Here is a 14,680-nt window from a genome sequence, read left to right on the forward strand (position 1 = left end):
CTTGGTCCGGCCCCGGTTGATCCGGCTCTTGACCGTGCCCATCGGCAGCCCCGTGATCTCCGCGATCTCCTCGTAGGCCAGGTTCTGCACGTCGCGCAGCACGACCACCTCGCGGAACTCCTCCGGGATCTGCTTCAGCGCGGCCTGGATGTGGCGGTCCTGGATGGCGCGCTCGGCCTCCTTGTCGGGCGAGAAGGTCTCGTCCGGGAGCGGCATCTCGTACTCTTCTCCGTCGCGGCTCTGCGACTGGATCGAGTACGTCTGGCGGCGCTTGCGCTTGCGGTACTCGGAGCGCGCGAGGTTGCCGGCGATCGTGTAGAGCCACGTCGAGAACTTAGCGACGGGGCGGTAGCTGTGGCGGTTGCGGTAGACGCGCAGGAAGGTCTCCTGGAGGAGGTCTTCGACGCGGCGGCGGTCTTTGGTGAAGCGGTACAGGTAGTGAGAGAGCCGCTCCGAGTAGCGGTCCACGAGCAGGTTAAAGGCCTCGACGGTGCCAGCCTGAAACTGGCGCATGAGGTCTTCGTCGGTCATCGCATCGAGCGTTTCCCGGCGAGCCTGGCGGGCGCGGGTGTGCGGGGCGGTCTTGACGTAGCGGCGGGTTTCGACAGTGGTGTCCACGCGAGTTCCAGTGGGTTCAACAGTAGAGAAGTGCAGCCGGGCGCTGAGCATTCGGTCACACACGGCATGAACGGTCAACAACCGCTCCGTGGTACCTGTTCCTGCCATTACGACACGCCCGGCACCTGCTGGTACCCGGAGAGGCACCGGTATACACAGGCAACGGACCCTCTACGCGCTAAAAACAGCGCTTTTGAAAGTACGATGTAGAAACTCGTCGCGACGAATATTCTACCCCCGAGCCGACCTGCCGGCGTGGGTCTCACGCATACAGTCAGGTGTACAGCGCCTCGGGGTCGGTCCGGCGACCGGCCAGGTGAGCCGCGCCGGCATCGACGAGGAGCCGGTGGCCGAAGGCTTCGCGCCCGAGCAGCATCCTGAACGCCATCGTCCGCCGATTTGTCAGCGTCAGTTCGATGGGCCACACCGCGTCGCCGAGCCGGAGCGGCGTCCGGATGACGACCCGCCGCTCCTCGTGCCCGCTCGACGAGGCCACGATCCGCTCGTCGACCACGTCGGCGCAGGCGTAGACCTCGACGGCCTCGTTGCCTGCGAGCGGGTGGACGCCGAAGCACACGCGCGCCCGCCCGTCCTCTTCGAACGCGTCGAGCGCGAACGCGTGCAGCGCCGAGGTCTGCGCCCCCGTGTCCACCTTCGCCTCGACGGCCGGCAGCCCGAGGTCCGGGAGCGCTACCCACTCGCGCCAACCGACGATCTGGCGAGAGGGCATGGGCGGGGGAGAGTGGGAAGAGTCAAGAAAAGGCAAACAAGTTACCGAGGCCGCCGCGCGCCGCGCCGACTCTTCTCCTCCCATTCCCTCCACTCATCCCACGCCAAAAAAAATCTTTCATCCGATCCCGCCGGAGAGGAGGTAGAGGCACGCCATCCGTACGGCGACGCCGTTGGTGACCTGGTTCAGGATCACCGAGCGCTCCGAGTCCACGACCTCGCTCGCGAGTTCGACGCCGCGGTTGACCGGGCCGGGGTGCATGACGTAGAGGTCGGGGTAGCGGGCGAGATGCTCGGCTTTGATCCCGAAGCGCTCGTGGTACTCCCGCAGCGACGGGAAGAGGCCGGCCGACTGCCGCTCGAGCTGGATGCGGAGCGCCATCGCTACGTCGCAGCCGTCGAGGGCCTCGTCGAGGCGGTCGGTCGTGCAGACGCCCATCTGCTCGACCTCGCGCGGGAGCATCGTGCGCGGGCCGCAGAGCATGACCTCGGCCCCGAGCGCGCGCAGCCCGTGGATGTTGGAGCGGGCGACGCGGCTGTGGGTGATGTCGCCGAGGATCGAGACGCGCAGCCCGCCGAGGTCCCCCTGCTGGAGTTGGTCGGCTGGGAAGCGCGGCAGGGCGAGGTCGGAGAGCGTGAGGAGGTCGAGGAGGGCCTGGGTCGGGTGCTCGTGCGCGCCGTCGCCCGCGTTCAGCACCACCGAGTCGATGCAGCGCGTGAGGAAGTGCGCCGCCCCCGGCGACTTGTGGCGGATGACGACCATGTCGATCTTCATCGCCTCGATGTTGCGCGCCGTGTCCTTGAGCGTCTCGCCCTTCGAGACCGACGACCCCGCCGAGGAGAAGTTGACGACGTCCGCCGAGAGCCGCTTCTCGGCAAGCTCGAACGAGAGCCGCGTCCGCGTGCTCGGCTCGAAGAAGAGGTTGACGACCGTCACGCCCCGGAGCGAGGGGACGCGCTTGATCGGCCGGTCGAGAACCTCGCGGAACTCACGCGCCGTGCGGAGGATGAGCCGGATCTCGCCCGTGCTGTAGCCGGTCAGCCCGAGGAGATGCCGGTGGTGGAGCGCGTCGAGTGACGAGCGGCGGGTGTCGAGTGTCTCCTCGGTCATCGTGGCGGTCTGGTCGTCGGGGGCACCCATTCGTCGCTCGTCATTCGGTGTTCGTCGCCCGCTCGACGAGCCACACGCCGTCGGCGGCGTCGGCTTCGGCGAGCCGGACGCGGACCTCCTCGCCGGGGGTGGTCGGGACGGTGCGGCCGACGAAGTCGGGGCGGACAGGTAGTTCGCGGAGACCCCGGTCGACGAGGGCGAGGAGGCGGACCGAGGCGGGCCGTCCGAGGTCCATCAGGGCGTCGAGCGCGGCGCGCGTCGTGCGCCCGGTGTAGACCACGTCGTCGACAAGCACGAGGCGGCGCTCGTCCACGTCGAAGGGGATGTCGGTCGGGTGGACGACGGGCTGGCGGAGGCGCTTGCGGAAGTCGTCGCGGTACATCGTCGCGTCGAGGATCCCGAAGGGCAGGTCGAGCCCTTCGACGGCGGCGATTTTGTCGCGGAGCCGCCGGGCGAGGTGGACCCCCCGCGTCTGCATCCCGACGAGCGCGAGCCGGTCGGCCGGCTCCGCGTCGTCGTCGAGGTGCTCGACGATCTGGCGGGCGAGCCGGTTGAGCGTCCGGTCGAGGTCGGCCCCGTCCATGAGTTGGGCCTTGACGGTATCGTCGGGGGAGAGCAGCATCGGCGGAGCGGCAGCGTGCCGGAAGGTACGGAGCCGCTCCGTCGCCCGGCGACCGCCGAGCGGTGAACTTCCGGCGCTTCGTCTCGCACTGCCCGCGACGGGCGTGCTCCTGCCGTTTCTACTCGTCATCCCGAGCGGAGAGCAGCGCGAACGTGGTCGAATAAACCCGAAGGCTCGGCGCAGCCCATCTCCTCAGGCGAGGTCGCCGGAATCGGCGCGACCTCGCGTGTTGGTTCGTACCGTTGCCTCTGCAGAGGTTCCTCGGCGGCGCTCGGGACGACAGGGGGAACGGCTCAGCTAATCCGCCACGGCACGGCCAGCATCACCGCCCAGCAGACGAACGCGCAGGCGTAGAACGCCCCGGCGATGAGCGGCGTGTAGTCGAGCCACCCGAGCATCGTCAGCATGTTGCCCCAGTCGTGGCTCTCCGGGCCGAGGTTGCCGATCAGCGGGAGCGACCGCGCCTGCGCGTCGGCGGCGTAGATGCTCACGTCGACGAACCCCTGTCCGAGCCAAAGGAGCGCGAGCTGGGTGCCGAGCTTGTTGTTCCAGTAGACGCCCTGGAAGACGAGCAGCGCCGGGAGACCGAGCTGGAGGATCGTCCCGCCCGCGATCATCAGGAACCGCCCGAAGAAGCGGAAGAAGAAGTGCCCCGCCTCGTGGACGATCAGCGAGGCCGCGTCGACGAGGAGCCACAGCGCCTCGCCGAGCCAGAAGCCCCCGCCTTCGAGCGCGAAGACGACGCAGACCGGCAGCAGCGCCAGGGACGTCCCCCACGTCTGGAGCCAGAGCCGGTGCCGAGCGTCGAGCGCAATCATACCCCGCGTATCGGCGTTGACCGCCCGACGCCAAAGCCCGTCGCGTATCATCCGTGCGCGGGATGCTGGTCCTCGATCCGGGCGACCACATAGGAGGCGACCACACAGGGTCGCCCCTACGGGTACCTAGCTCCACTATCTGCCCACTGCCCTCCGCTCCCTGCTCTCCGAACGCTGTGTCCGACACCTCCCTCCGCTACCTCGACCCCGAGACGATCTCGCAGCTCGACACGATGGAGCTGCGCGCGCGGCTCATCGTCGAGGGCTTCATCACCGGCCTCCACAAGAGCCCCTACCACGGCTTCTCGGTCGAGTTCGCCGAGCACCGGCCCTACAACCCAGGCGACGAACTACGGCACGTCGACTGGAAGGTGTTCGCCAAGACCGACCGCTACTACGTCAAGCAGTACGAGGAGGAGACCAACCTCCGGCACTACGTCGTCCTCGACACGAGCCCCTCGATGCGCTACCAGGGCGAGGCGGCGCTCTCGAAGCTGGAGTACGGGGCCTACCTCGCCGCCGGGCTGCACTACCTCATGGTCCGCCAGCGCGACGCGACCGGCCTCGTGGCCTTCGACGAGTCGGTCCACACGCTCGTCCCGCCGAAGAGCACGCCGGGCGCACTCCGCCACCTCCTCGCCCAGGTGCAGGGCCTCGTCGATGCCCCGCCGCAGGCTGCGCCGAAGACCGGGGCCGCCGCCGCGCTCCACGAGGTCGCCGAGCGGATCGGGCGGCGCTCGCTCGTCGTCGTCGTGACCGACCTCTTCGAGAACGTCGCGGCGCACGACGACCTCCTGAAAGCGCTCCAGCACCTCCGCTACCGGGGCCACGAGGTCCTCGTTTTCCACGTCCTCGACGGGGCGACCGAGCGCCGCTTCGCGTTCCCCGACGTGCCGATGCTCTTCCGCGACATGGAGACCGGCGAGGAGGTTTCGCTCCAGCCCGCCCAGCTCCGGGCCAGCTACGCCGAGGCTGTCCAGAGCTTCGCCGAGCGCTTCCGCCGCCGCTGCCGGGAGTACAACGTCGACTTCGTCGAGCTCGACACCGCCGAGCCGTACAACACGGCGCTCCTCGCCTACCTCAACAAGCGCCGTCGATTGTACTGAGTCGATGGTGGGAGGGGCGGAGGCGAGAGCGTGGCAATTTGATCAACCCACGCTAATTTCCAACCCTGTACTGATCGAGCGATTGTATCGGAAAACTAGATGTTCCAATTCTATTCGACTCATTTTGCCATCGAACCCACCGCGCAACCATGAGGTGAGACTGAGGTAGGTGCTCACGTCCCACACTTCTATTCTATCCATAAGATTAATCTGATTCAGCATTCGAGTAGTTCTGTATACCTGAGCGCCAAAAGTAAAGAAAAGTACCTCATTTGTGCTTTCAGCGTCGCTACGGCACTTTTCGAGCCGTTCAAGGGTGGGCGAGCTTGCAGCATGGAATACCGACCGATTACTTCTCCAGCGCAAGCAGCCTTTCTCCTCCGGAGGCCGACCTGTAGCGGCAGTCAGCAGCGAACCGAGAACGGAGTCGTGCAGCTCTGCGGGTAGGGATAGAACTTGCTCGGTCAGGTTCTGAAAGGCTCGCTGTGGAGCATAATCTCGAAGTTTTAGACGTAGTGTAGTCCTCATATGCTTAGTCTGAACTCTCGTTACTCAATCTTTGCCCCCTTCCGCAAGTTATGCCTGGCGCATAGGACCTGTACGTTCTTCGCTGTGACTGAAGCCCCTCCTTTCGAGTAGGGAATGACGTGGTCAAAGTGCAATTCGTCGGTAGCGCCGCAAACTACACAGCGACCCTTGTCACGCTTCCATACTTCGCGTTTCACGCGGGAGGGAATGAGTCGGCGACGTTCAGGTAGGCGCTTTGTCTGCGATGGGTGCTCCTCTACAACCGCGATCAGCTTGAACTTGAAAGCGACTCGGCTGCCTGATTTTTCCTGCCAAGAATCGACCAGGTGAAACAGCCCATTGTAAGACCAGATGCCGCCGCGCAACTTCTCGTAGACCCGCACGCGTTCTGGGTCACGCAGCCCTTTTTTGGAGTCAGTGGCTGCAACGTGGAACTTGCCGTTCTGCGTTAGTGCCCCCGCCGGATAGAAGGCAGGCTGGTCCACCGTTTTAGGATCTGGTCCACCACTCTTTCGTCGCACATCGTGTCCCTCGTAGATGAGCGTTGAGCCCCCATCTTCGAAGCGGTCATCATAGGGCGCGTTTGCTTGCACCGACGTGAGGATGACAGAGTGATCGCCACCGATTCCGAAGTTCATGCCTTGCTGGAGGCTTGTGCCCTCACGGGAACACATCTCCCAATACGAGATGATCTCGTTCTCCATCGTTACAGTCGCTCTTTGCGTTCGAGGTAGAGCGAGCGGAAGAGCATGTAGGCCGTCCGCGCCGTCTGGTCGGTGAACCAGTAGTTGACGCCCGCGCCAATCGCGGCCCCGGCAATCGGGACGAGCTGGCCGAGCTTCTGGGCGGCGAGGTTCTTGGCGAGCTCGCGCGGGACGTGGCGGTTCTGGTCGCGGAAGGTGCCCGAGACGCGGCGGCCCCGGTAGCCGGTGTCGTGTGCGAACGCCGCGGCGGCGACGCTCAGCTCGCGCACGGCGTCGTTCTTGGCCTGCTGGCCCCCGCTCGCGGCCACGTTGTAGATCGCGACGACGAGCGGCTGGAACTCGGGCTTGCGCAGTGGGAAGCCGTAGGCCGCGCCGATCTGCTGGATCAGCCGGAAGTTGATCGTGAACAGCAGCGGGATGTCGGCGGCGATGAAGAGGGGCCCGCCGAGGCTCGTCCCGCCGCCCTCGATCGCGGCGAGGATGGCGTTCTGGCTGACGAACTCGCGCGCAAGCGGGTCGAGCGCGGCGAGGTCCTCGTCGCGGAGGCCGTCGACGCTCTCCACGTCGAGGCCGTGGGCGCGGGCCTTGTCGAGGACGTCGTCCTCCTCGTAGGTCCACGCGCTCGCCTCGTTGAGCACGCCGAGGCCGTCGACGATCGCGTCCGAGAGCACGTCCACCATCTCCTCGGGCACGACCTGCTCGAAGGCCCAGTCGACGGGCTTCATCGCGAAGTCGATGGCCTGCTGGAGGAAGGAGGTCTCGCCGTGCTGCCAGCGCTCGATCTCGCGCTGGGCTTGCTTCTCGTACTCGGTCAGGCGCATGGGACGTGATGCGTGAATGGGTGATGCGTGAGGAGACGGCCCTCACGCATCTCGCGATCACGCTCAGTCCGTATTGATGTCGTACTTCTTGAGGAGCCGGTACATCGTGGCGCGCCCGATGCCGAGGGCGACGGCTGCGCGGTCCACGTTGCCCTCGCAGATCGCGTAGGCACGCTCGACGGCCTGCTGCTTGAGGGCGTCGAGCGGAACGATCTCCTCGTCCTCGCCGAGCGACAGCGCGGGCGGGTCGTCGCCGGCTCCGGCGTCTATACCGTCGCCCCCGGGCGCAGGTTGCGCCGGGGCCGGAGGGGGCGCGCCGGCCGCTGCTGCGCGCGTGCCGCCTGCCCGCTCGGTCCAGGGCGTGATGCCGGCGTTGAGGTCGAGCATCAGGTCCTCGGCCGTGATCTGGTCGGCGTCGGAGATGAGGATGGCGCGCTCGACGGCGTTCTTGAGCTCGCGCACGTTGCCGGGCCAGGTGTAGCCCAGGATCGCGCGGCTGGCCTTCTTCGAGAGCACCTTGTCGTCGAACCCGTCGCGCTCGGCCTTGTAGGCCTCGACGAAGTGGTGGGCGAGCACGAGCACGTCCTGGCCGCGCTTGCGCAGCGGGGGCAGGGTGACGGGGAACTGGAAGAGGCGGTAGTAGAGGTCCTCGCGGAAGCCGCCCTCGGGGATCATGCGGAGCACGTCCTTGTTGGTCGCCGAGATGACGCGGCAGTCGAAGGTGATGGTCTTGTCGCCGCCGACGCGCGTGACCTCGCGGTTCTGGAGCGCCCGCAGGAGTTTGGCCTGGAGGTCGAGGTCGAGCTCGCCGATCTCGTCGAGGAAGAGGGTCCCGCCGTCGGCCTGCTCGAACTTGCCGATGTGGCGGGCGTGGGCCCCGGTGAACGAGCCCTTCTCGTGCCCGAAGAACTCGGACTCCATCAGCTCGCGCGGGATCGCGGCGCAGTTGACGACGACGAACGGCCCGTGCTTCCGGGCCGAGTTGTAGTGGATCGCCCGGGCGACGAGCTCCTTGCCGGTTCCGCTCTCGCCCTGGATGGCCACCGTCAGGTCGCCGCGGAGCGTCTTGTGGAGGAGCTGGTAGACCTCCTCCATCGCCGGGCTGTCGCCGATGATCTCCTCGAGGCCGTACTTCTGGGCGACCTCGCCGCGCAGGCTCTCGACCTCGCGCGTGAGCGCCACGCGCTCCTTGACGTAGCCCACCACCTTGTCGAGCTTGACGAGGTCGTCCTGGCCCTTCGTGATGTAGTCGTAGGCCCCGAGCCGCATCGCCTCGACGGCCGTCTCGACGTTGCCCTGGGCCGAGATCATCACCACCGGCAGGTCGGGCCGCTGCTTCTTGATCCGCTTGAGGGTCTCGACCCCGTCGATCCCCGGCATCATGATGTCGAGCAGCACGAGGTCGGGCGCGTCGTCGAGATGCCCGAGCACCTCCTCGCCGCTGTGGAAGACCTCGACCTCGTGGTCTTCCTCCTTGTCGAGGCGGTACGAGAGGAGGCGGGCGTAGTGCTGGTCGTCGTCGACGACGAAGAGACGGTAGGGCATAGAGCCGGAAGACAGAGGACAAGAAGACAGAAGACGGCACCTCACCATGGGCACCCGCAGGGGCGAGGCGTGCCTCGCCCTGCCGATGTCTAGTATCGACCCTGTCTCAGAGTGATAAAACGCGGTCTCGCTTTCCGCCCCGATTCCAATACACACCGGGCAAGCGTAAATCCCTCGCCTCAGATGCCCGGCCCAAAGTCACTTCGTTACTGAATAAAAAGCAGGCCCAGCGTGCCGGCGGCGAAGCAGTAGTAGGCGAAGTACTGAAGGTCGCCGCGCTGCACGAACGCGATCACGACGCGGATCGCCCAGATGCCGGAGGCGTAGGCTACGACCGTCCCGAGCACGAGCGGCAGCCAGTCGGTCTCCGCGCCCGCTCCGAAGAGGTCGAGCACCTTGAGTCCCGTCGCCCCCACGATCACCGGGAGCGACATCAGGAACGAGAAGTCGGCGGCGTCCTTGCGGTCCACGTTGAGGTAGATCGCCGTCGAGATCGTCGAGCCGGAGCGCGAGATGCCGGGGACGAGGGCGGCGCTCTGGGCGAGGCCGGCCAGCAGCGCCTTGCCGGCCGAGAAGTGCCCGTCAGGGTGCGGCCGGAAGCGGATCAGGAGGAGTAGCACGCCGGTCACGAGGAGCATCCCGCAGACGAACCTCGGGGCCTCGAAGAGTCCTTCCAGCGTGTCGGCGAAGAGGACGTACACGACGCCGGTCGGGACCATCGAGAGGAGCACGAAGAGCGCGAGGCGGACCGCCCCGGACGGCGGCGCGGTACGGCTCTCGGCGTCGAGCGGCTCGGGCGGCGTGTGCTCGATGGGGCCGGGCCGGAGCGCGGCGCGGAGCTGCGCCGGGTGCGCGAGGGCCCGGAAAAACTCGCGCAGGATCGTCCCGATGCGCCGCCAGTAGACGGTGACGATCGAGAGCACGGTCCCGAAGTGGACGAACACCTCGAAGGTGATGTCCGGCTCCCGCACGCCGAGGAGGTACTGCCCGAGGACGAGGTGACCGGACGAGGAGACGGGCAGAAACTCGGCCAGGCCCTGGACGAGGCCGAGGACGAGGGCTTCCCACCAAGCCATATCGAGTGACGAGTTGCGAGCGACGAGTGACGAACGAAGGGCAACCGGAAGGTACAGGCGCGCACTCAGCGGTAAGCGCCTACTCGTCGCTCGTCATTCGTTATTCGTCGTTCGGAGCCTTCGGCTCGACCATCACCACGTCCTCACGGTCGATGCGGACGAGACCGGGCGGGCCACCTTTGACGGGGCGGACGTACTTCCGCTCGGTGACGGTGACGGGGACGAGCGACTGCGTTTTGGCCTGGCTGAAGTGGGCCGCGAGCGCTGCCGCCTGCTCGACGGTCCGGCGGTCCGGCATGGCAGTCTTGCTCGCGCGCCGGATGACGACGTGGGAGCCGGGCACGTCGCGGGCGTGCAGCCAGAGGTCGTGCGGGCTCGCGTAGCGGGTCGTCAGCTCGGCGTTGCCCTTCGCGTTCTTGCCGACCCACGCCTCGTACCCGCCGGGGAGCGGGAACCGGCGGAACGGCTCGCTCGCCTCGCCCGCGCCGGAGCGACCAAGAAGTGCGCCGAGGGCGTCTTTTTCTTCTTCCAGAAAGGCTTGCAGGTCGGGCAGGCGGTCGAGCGCGCGGAGCCGGGCGAGGAGTGCCTCGACGGCGTCGGCGTCGGCGTGGACGTGCTCCCTCCGGCTCTCGGCATGGGCGCGGGCCGCACGCGTGCGGCGGGCCTTGCCGTAGTAGCGCTCGGCGTTCTCGATTCCGGTGAGGGCTTCGTCGAGCGGGATCGTCACGTCGGACTGATCGCCGAGCAGGTCGGGGAGCGTGACGGTGTCGTGCCCGGCGGGCTGCTGCGTGGCCTGGGCCATGAGGAGGTGCCCGCAGCGCTCGTAGGTGTCGGCGCGGCTCTCGTTGGCGAGTTCCTCCAGCATCCGGTCGGCGCTGCGGCGGAGGCGGCGGGCCGAGGCGGCGAGCCGTTTTTCGAGTGGCTCGTAGCGCGCGTCGAAGTGCTGCTGGGCGAGGCGGCGGCGGGCGTAGACGCGGACCGCCTCGTCGACGGTCCCGAAGCGCTCCTCGCGCAGCCCCGCGTCGGCACTCCGCAGGTCGAGGAGCGCGAACGCCTCGGCGCGAGCCCCTCGCCAGAGGATGTGCGGCGCAGGCTCGGCAAGCTCGGCCTCTATTTCCTGCGCGGCCCCGAACAGAGCGCGTCGCTCGGGCTCGGTCACGTCAGCAGGCGATCCGGTCGCGGCCCCGGCGCGGGCGACGGCCTCCTCGGCGAGCGCCCGGTCGAAGAGCGGCATCGCCGCCTGCACGGCCTGGGCGACCACCTTCCGGTTATCGCGCCACCGCGCCTCGAAGTCCGCGAACGTCTCGACCGCCGGAGCCGGACGCGGCGCGGGCGGGGCCTCGTCCTCCCAGGCATCGTCCGACTGGAAGGCTTCGAGCACGCGCTCGCCCTCGGCCAGCCACACGTTCGGGCGCGGGCCGAAGAGCTGGACCTGAAACCGCATGCCGCCCCCGAGGTCGACGAACACCACGCGGTCTCGCTCGGCCGCTCGCACTGCCTCGACGCGCCGCCCGTGCGCGGCCTCGAACAGGCCGGCGCTGTTGCGGCGGGCTCGGCCGTAGCCGGGGTTGCGAAACAGCAGCCGCAACTCGGGCCGGACAACCGCAGCGAGCGTCCAGTCGTCTGCGCCCGCGAGCGCGACCGACAGCTCGGCGCGGTTCTGTGAGTAGGCGTCCTGAACGGTCGCGCCGCGGAGCGAGGCGTCCCACTCGGCGGCGAGGGCGTGGAGCGTGTAGTAGGTGAGGAGCATCGGGCGGACGGCAGTGTCCGCCTAGGATACGACCTCGCCCGCTCGATGCGGTCGGGGTTAGCCTCCGCTCCGGCGCGTCGAGAGGCCGAAGGGCAGATAGGCCGGGCAGATGCCGATGAAGCTCGTGAGGACAAGCACGACGGCGATGACGCCCAGCACAACCGTGACAGCTCCGCTGATGACGCCGGCAAAGTAGAGCACGACGACGAGGACAGCGGCGGCGACGCGCAGGGTGCGGTCGAGGGAACCCATGTTCTTTTTCATCGGGGATGGCGTGGGTGGTGAGGAGCGACCCTGTGCTTCGTGGGTGCGGCACAGGTCGGCAATCTAGGGTGCGTTGCCCGTTCCGTTCCGTGACCTACGTCACCAACCCTGCTCCGGCGCGGCGACTCACCGGTGGGCCAGCCCAGCCGCGTCGTCGAGGAGGACGCGGCCCCGGTTCAGCGTGACGAGGCCCTGGCGCTCGAACTCTTTGAGCACTCGGCTCACGACCTCGCGCGAGGTTCCGAGGTCGGCGGCGAGGGCTTCGTGTGTTCGGACGACATGCCCCGCTGCGTTTTGCTCGGTGAGGAGGTGGGCCGCGAGGCGCTCGTCCACGCGCTGGAACGCCACGGCCTCCACCAACTCCACCACGTCGGCGAAGCGACGGGCGAGGAGGTCGAACACGTAGCCGCGCCACGCGGGCGAGGCGTCGAACCACGCCCGAAACGCCTCGGCGGGTACGGCGAAGGCTTCCACATCGGTCTCCGCCTCGGCGAAGGCGGGGAAGGGGCGCGCGCTGAGGACGCAGGACGCCGTGAGGATGCAGCTCTCGCCCGGTTCGACTCGGTAGAGGGTTAGCGCCCGCCCGGTCTCGCTGATCCGGTAGACCCGCCCGGTGCCGCGCACCACGAGCGGGAGGTGACGGCACAGGTCGCCTTCGAGACAGATCGGCGACCCCGCGTCGAGGTGGAGCGGACGCGCCGTCTGCACGAAGGCGTCCCGAAACGTTGGGGTGGCCTCCGACAGAAAGGGAAAGGCGTCAGCCGCGTCAGGCATCAGGGGACCTCGGCAAGCAGACAGTCGAAGGCAGCCTCGGCGATGCGCTCGGCGAGGGCGTCGATCAGTTCGTCTTCCAGCGCGCGCTCGGCATCGGCGCGGGCCTCCTCGTTGAACAGGCGGCGCTCGGCGCGGGAGAGGTCGAGCGTGCGGACGGGGCCGTCGTAGACGCCGCGTGCGATCCGCAGGTTGGCCGACCGCCCGACCTCGCGGCTGCACAGTACGCGCCGCGCGTCCGTCTCGACGAGGTCGAAAACGACCGTCGCCTCGATCTCCACCTCGTCTTCGATCCGGGTGTAGGTCACGCGGTCGCCGCGGCGCGTGCGGGCCTCCCGCGTCTCGCGCGCGCGCTCCTCCGCCGTCCGATCAAAGCGCTCGACCTCGCCCGCGAAGACGGCGTCCACGCCGAGGGTGTAGCCGAGCCGGGCCGCGTCCGGCGGGTCGATCGCACCGCGCAGGCCGAGGTCGCGCAGGGCGCGGCGCACGAGGGCCGGCTCCAGCGTGAGCACGAACGGGGGCGGCTGCGTCCAGCGGTCGATCTCCAGGTCGTCGTTGAGGGCGTCGAGGAAGCCGCGGGGGAGGCCGCGCCGGGTCTGGCTGGGCTGGAGCGGGGTGAAGGCCGTGCGGATGCTCCCCCGGTCGAGGGCCTCGGTCTGGAGGCGGAGGATCTGCGCGGCGGCCGCGCTCCCCGGCGGGACGAAGGCGAGGGCGTCCTCCGCCCGGGCGAAGGCTGCCTGGTAGCGCCCGGCGGCGAGGTCGGCCCCGGCCCACGCAACCGTCGCGTCGAGCCGGGCGTCGGCGAGAAGGCCAGCCGCTTCGGGCGATGGTTCGTAGGTGTCGGCGCGGCGGTAGGCTTGCATTGCCCCGTCGAAATCGCCGCGCGCGACCGCCGCACCGCCCGCGTCGAGCAGCGTGGCGACGGCCGCGTCGAAGTTGGCCCGGCGCTGCTCGGCGTAGTCCGCCGGAAGCGCCAGCGGCACCCCGACCCGCGAGGCCGTCGCCGCGAGGCCGTCCAGCCCCCGGTGCTGGCTCGCCGCCTCCACCCAGCTGCCCGCGCGCTCGGCATCGTCGATCCGCACCAGGCGCTGGTTGACGGCGAGCTTCCCGGCTTCGAGCAGGCGGCCCTGCGCCTTCCGCAAGCCCGGCTCCTTCTCCAGCGCGTCGGCGTAGAGGTAGGCGGCGGCTTCGTAGTCGCCGCGCAGCTCCAGCGCCTGGCCTTCGTTGTAGAGTTCGTCCGCGCTCTTGCAGCCAAGAAAGAGGAGGGTGAAGGCAAGGGAGAGTAGGACGCGGCGCAGAGGCATAGTGGGGGAGGAAAGCCGGAGAAAGTTTTCCCGCGCAGGCAGGGGCGAGGCGTGCCTTGCCCCGACGGGGATGGCGCGACCCTGCAAAATATCACGCCGCGCTGTCACCGACTTTCGCCACGGGCGATGCGGGCGAGGATCGGGGCGGCGGCCTTGACCGAGTGGACGTAGTAGCGGGCGGCGAGGGCGAGGCGCTCGTCGCCAGAGAGGTCGCCGTGAAATCCCTGCCGGCGGAGCCGGTCCTGCCGGGCGTGGTAGAGCCCGAGCGCGGCGGCGACGGAGATGTTGTAGCTCTGGATAAACCCGTCAATCGGGAGGACGACGTTCAGGTCGGCACGGGCGAGGAGGGCGTCCGAGATGCCGTCGCGCTCGTTGCCGAAGACGAGCGCGGTCGGGACGGTGAAGTCGACCGCGCCGATGGGGACGGCGTCGGCGGCGAGGTGGGTGGCGGCGATGCGGTAGCCCTGGGCCCTCAGCCCGTCGCACGCCGAGGCCGCGTCCGGCCAGAGGTGGAGGTCGAGCCACTTGTCGGCCCCCTGGCTCTGCCGCCGCGCCCGCCCCGTCCCGCCTTCGACGCGGGACTCGTCCGGGTCCCGCTCCTGCGCCCAGGCGGCGGCGTCGCCTTGCAGGCCCACGAGGTGCGCCGCGCCGTAGCCTAGCCCCTCGGCGCTGCGGAGGACCGCGTTGACGTTGCCGAGGTCGTGGACCCGCTCCAGGACCGGCACGACACTCACCGTTCGCCCAGTCACGACGGCCTCGATGCGCGCCTGCCGGTCGTCGCCGACGAAGGGCGCGAGGTGCCGGATCACCTTGGCGGGCGTGAACGAGCGGTCGCCGAAGACGAAGGAAGGCGAGGGCAGCGAAGGCACGGCGGAGCGGTCGGAACGGCGGGGGGGAGGTGCCGTTGGAAGAT

Annotated in this window: 15 protein-coding genes; 1 reads left to right on the plus strand and 14 read right to left on the minus strand. The window is 68.6% G+C overall.

What is annotated here, in order from left to right; translation table 11 throughout:
* The 5 genes from AAGI91_14200 to AAGI91_14220 form a co-directional block, all read right to left on the minus strand.
* Positions 1–531: sigma-70 family RNA polymerase sigma factor (locus tag AAGI91_14200; protein MEM1043764.1), on the minus strand; the 531-nt coding region annotated here is incomplete at its 3' end.
* A gap of 361 nt (positions 532–892) precedes the next feature.
* Entirely contained in the window at positions 893–1,348 is a 456-nt protein-coding gene (locus AAGI91_14205) for a RimK/LysX family protein (protein MEM1043765.1), read from the minus strand.
* Between the two features lie 117 nt (positions 1,349–1,465).
* A complete protein-coding gene (locus tag AAGI91_14210) occupies positions 1,466–2,458 on the minus strand; it encodes an aspartate carbamoyltransferase catalytic subunit (GenBank protein MEM1043766.1) in 993 nt (330 codons plus the stop codon).
* Positions 2,459–2,498: 40 nt separating this feature from the next.
* Positions 2,499–3,080 carry a bifunctional pyr operon transcriptional regulator/uracil phosphoribosyltransferase PyrR gene (gene pyrR / locus AAGI91_14215; protein ID MEM1043767.1) on the minus strand — a complete coding sequence of 194 codons (582 nt, stop codon included), beginning with the start codon at positions 3,078–3,080 and terminating at the stop codon, positions 2,499–2,501.
* A gap of 293 nt (positions 3,081–3,373) precedes the next feature.
* Positions 3,374–3,898, minus strand: a complete 525-nt coding sequence (locus AAGI91_14220) for a hypothetical protein (GenBank protein ID MEM1043768.1) — start codon at positions 3,896–3,898, stop codon at positions 3,374–3,376.
* Between the two features lie 233 nt (positions 3,899–4,131).
* Between AAGI91_14220 and AAGI91_14225 the strand changes: the two genes are divergently transcribed.
* Entirely contained in the window at positions 4,132–5,004 is an 873-nt protein-coding gene (locus tag AAGI91_14225; protein MEM1043769.1) for a DUF58 domain-containing protein, read from the plus strand.
* A gap of 548 nt (positions 5,005–5,552) precedes the next feature.
* Here the strand turns inward: AAGI91_14225 and AAGI91_14230 are convergent.
* From AAGI91_14230 to AAGI91_14270, 9 genes are all read right to left on the minus strand, one after another.
* On the minus strand, positions 5,553–6,236 hold the full coding sequence (locus AAGI91_14230) for an HNH endonuclease (GenBank protein ID MEM1043770.1): 684 nt from the start codon (positions 6,234–6,236) through the stop codon (positions 5,553–5,555).
* Positions 6,237–6,238: 2 nt separating this feature from the next.
* On the minus strand, positions 6,239–7,057 hold the full coding sequence (locus AAGI91_14235) for an EcsC family protein (protein MEM1043771.1): 819 nt from the start codon (positions 7,055–7,057) through the stop codon (positions 6,239–6,241).
* 63 nt (positions 7,058–7,120) lie between these two features.
* A complete protein-coding gene (locus AAGI91_14240; protein MEM1043772.1) occupies positions 7,121–8,602 on the minus strand; it encodes a sigma-54 dependent transcriptional regulator in 1,482 nt (493 codons plus the stop codon).
* 206 nt (positions 8,603–8,808) lie between these two features.
* The gene (locus AAGI91_14245; GenBank protein ID MEM1043773.1) at positions 8,809–9,678 is read right to left on the minus strand and encodes an undecaprenyl-diphosphate phosphatase; all 870 of its coding nucleotides are present in this window, start codon (positions 9,676–9,678) and stop codon (positions 8,809–8,811) included.
* Positions 9,679–9,778: 100 nt separating this feature from the next.
* The gene (locus tag AAGI91_14250; GenBank protein ID MEM1043774.1) at positions 9,779–11,428 is read right to left on the minus strand and encodes an NFACT RNA binding domain-containing protein; all 1,650 of its coding nucleotides are present in this window, start codon (positions 11,426–11,428) and stop codon (positions 9,779–9,781) included.
* Positions 11,429–11,485: 57 nt separating this feature from the next.
* Complete coding sequence (locus AAGI91_14255) at positions 11,486–11,692, minus strand: DUF2892 domain-containing protein (GenBank protein MEM1043775.1); 207 nt, start codon at positions 11,690–11,692, stop codon at positions 11,486–11,488.
* Between the two features lie 126 nt (positions 11,693–11,818).
* On the minus strand, positions 11,819–12,466 hold the full coding sequence (locus AAGI91_14260) for a Crp/Fnr family transcriptional regulator (protein ID MEM1043776.1): 648 nt from the start codon (positions 12,464–12,466) through the stop codon (positions 11,819–11,821).
* Positions 12,466–13,767 (minus strand): hypothetical protein, encoded by a 1,302-nt coding sequence (locus AAGI91_14265; protein MEM1043777.1) that lies wholly within the window; start codon positions 13,765–13,767, stop codon positions 12,466–12,468. Before AAGI91_14265 ends, AAGI91_14260 begins: the two co-directional genes overlap by 1 nt.
* A gap of 104 nt (positions 13,768–13,871) precedes the next feature.
* A complete protein-coding gene (locus AAGI91_14270; protein MEM1043778.1) occupies positions 13,872–14,636 on the minus strand; it encodes an RNA methyltransferase in 765 nt (254 codons plus the stop codon).
* Positions 14,637–14,680: the final 44 nt, after the last annotated feature.

It is taken from the genome of Bacteroidota bacterium (assembly GCA_038746285.1).
Taxonomy (GTDB): Bacteria; Bacteroidota; Rhodothermia; order Rhodothermales; family JANQRZ01; genus JANQRZ01.

Coding starts and splice junctions, on each gene's coding strand:
- AAGI91_14205 (MEM1043765.1), bottom strand. CDS start 1,348: ATGCCCTCTCGCCAGATCGTCGGTTGGCGCGAGTGGGTAGCGCTCCCG.
- AAGI91_14210 (MEM1043766.1), bottom strand. CDS start 2,458: ATGACCGAGGAGACACTCGACACCCGCCGCTCGTCACTCGACGCGCTC.
- pyrR (MEM1043767.1), bottom strand. CDS start 3,080: ATGCTGCTCTCCCCCGACGATACCGTCAAGGCCCAACTCATGGACGGG.
- AAGI91_14220 (MEM1043768.1), bottom strand. CDS start 3,898: ATGATTGCGCTCGACGCTCGGCACCGGCTCTGGCTCCAGACGTGGGGG.
- AAGI91_14225 (MEM1043769.1), top strand. CDS start 4,132: ATGGAGCTGCGCGCGCGGCTCATCGTCGAGGGCTTCATCACCGGCCTC.
- AAGI91_14230 (MEM1043770.1), bottom strand. CDS start 6,236: ATGGAGAACGAGATCATCTCGTATTGGGAGATGTGTTCCCGTGAGGGC.
- AAGI91_14235 (MEM1043771.1), bottom strand. CDS start 7,057: ATGCGCCTGACCGAGTACGAGAAGCAAGCCCAGCGCGAGATCGAGCGC.
- AAGI91_14240 (MEM1043772.1), bottom strand. CDS start 8,602: ATGCCCTACCGTCTCTTCGTCGTCGACGACGACCAGCACTACGCCCGC.
- AAGI91_14245 (MEM1043773.1), bottom strand. CDS start 9,678: ATGGCTTGGTGGGAAGCCCTCGTCCTCGGCCTCGTCCAGGGCCTGGCC.
- AAGI91_14250 (MEM1043774.1), bottom strand. CDS start 11,428: ATGCTCCTCACCTACTACACGCTCCACGCCCTCGCCGCCGAGTGGGAC.
- AAGI91_14255 (MEM1043775.1), bottom strand. CDS start 11,692: ATGAAAAAGAACATGGGTTCCCTCGACCGCACCCTGCGCGTCGCCGCC.
- AAGI91_14260 (MEM1043776.1), bottom strand. CDS start 12,466: ATGCCTGACGCGGCTGACGCCTTTCCCTTTCTGTCGGAGGCCACCCCA.
- AAGI91_14265 (MEM1043777.1), bottom strand. CDS start 13,767: ATGCCTCTGCGCCGCGTCCTACTCTCCCTTGCCTTCACCCTCCTCTTT.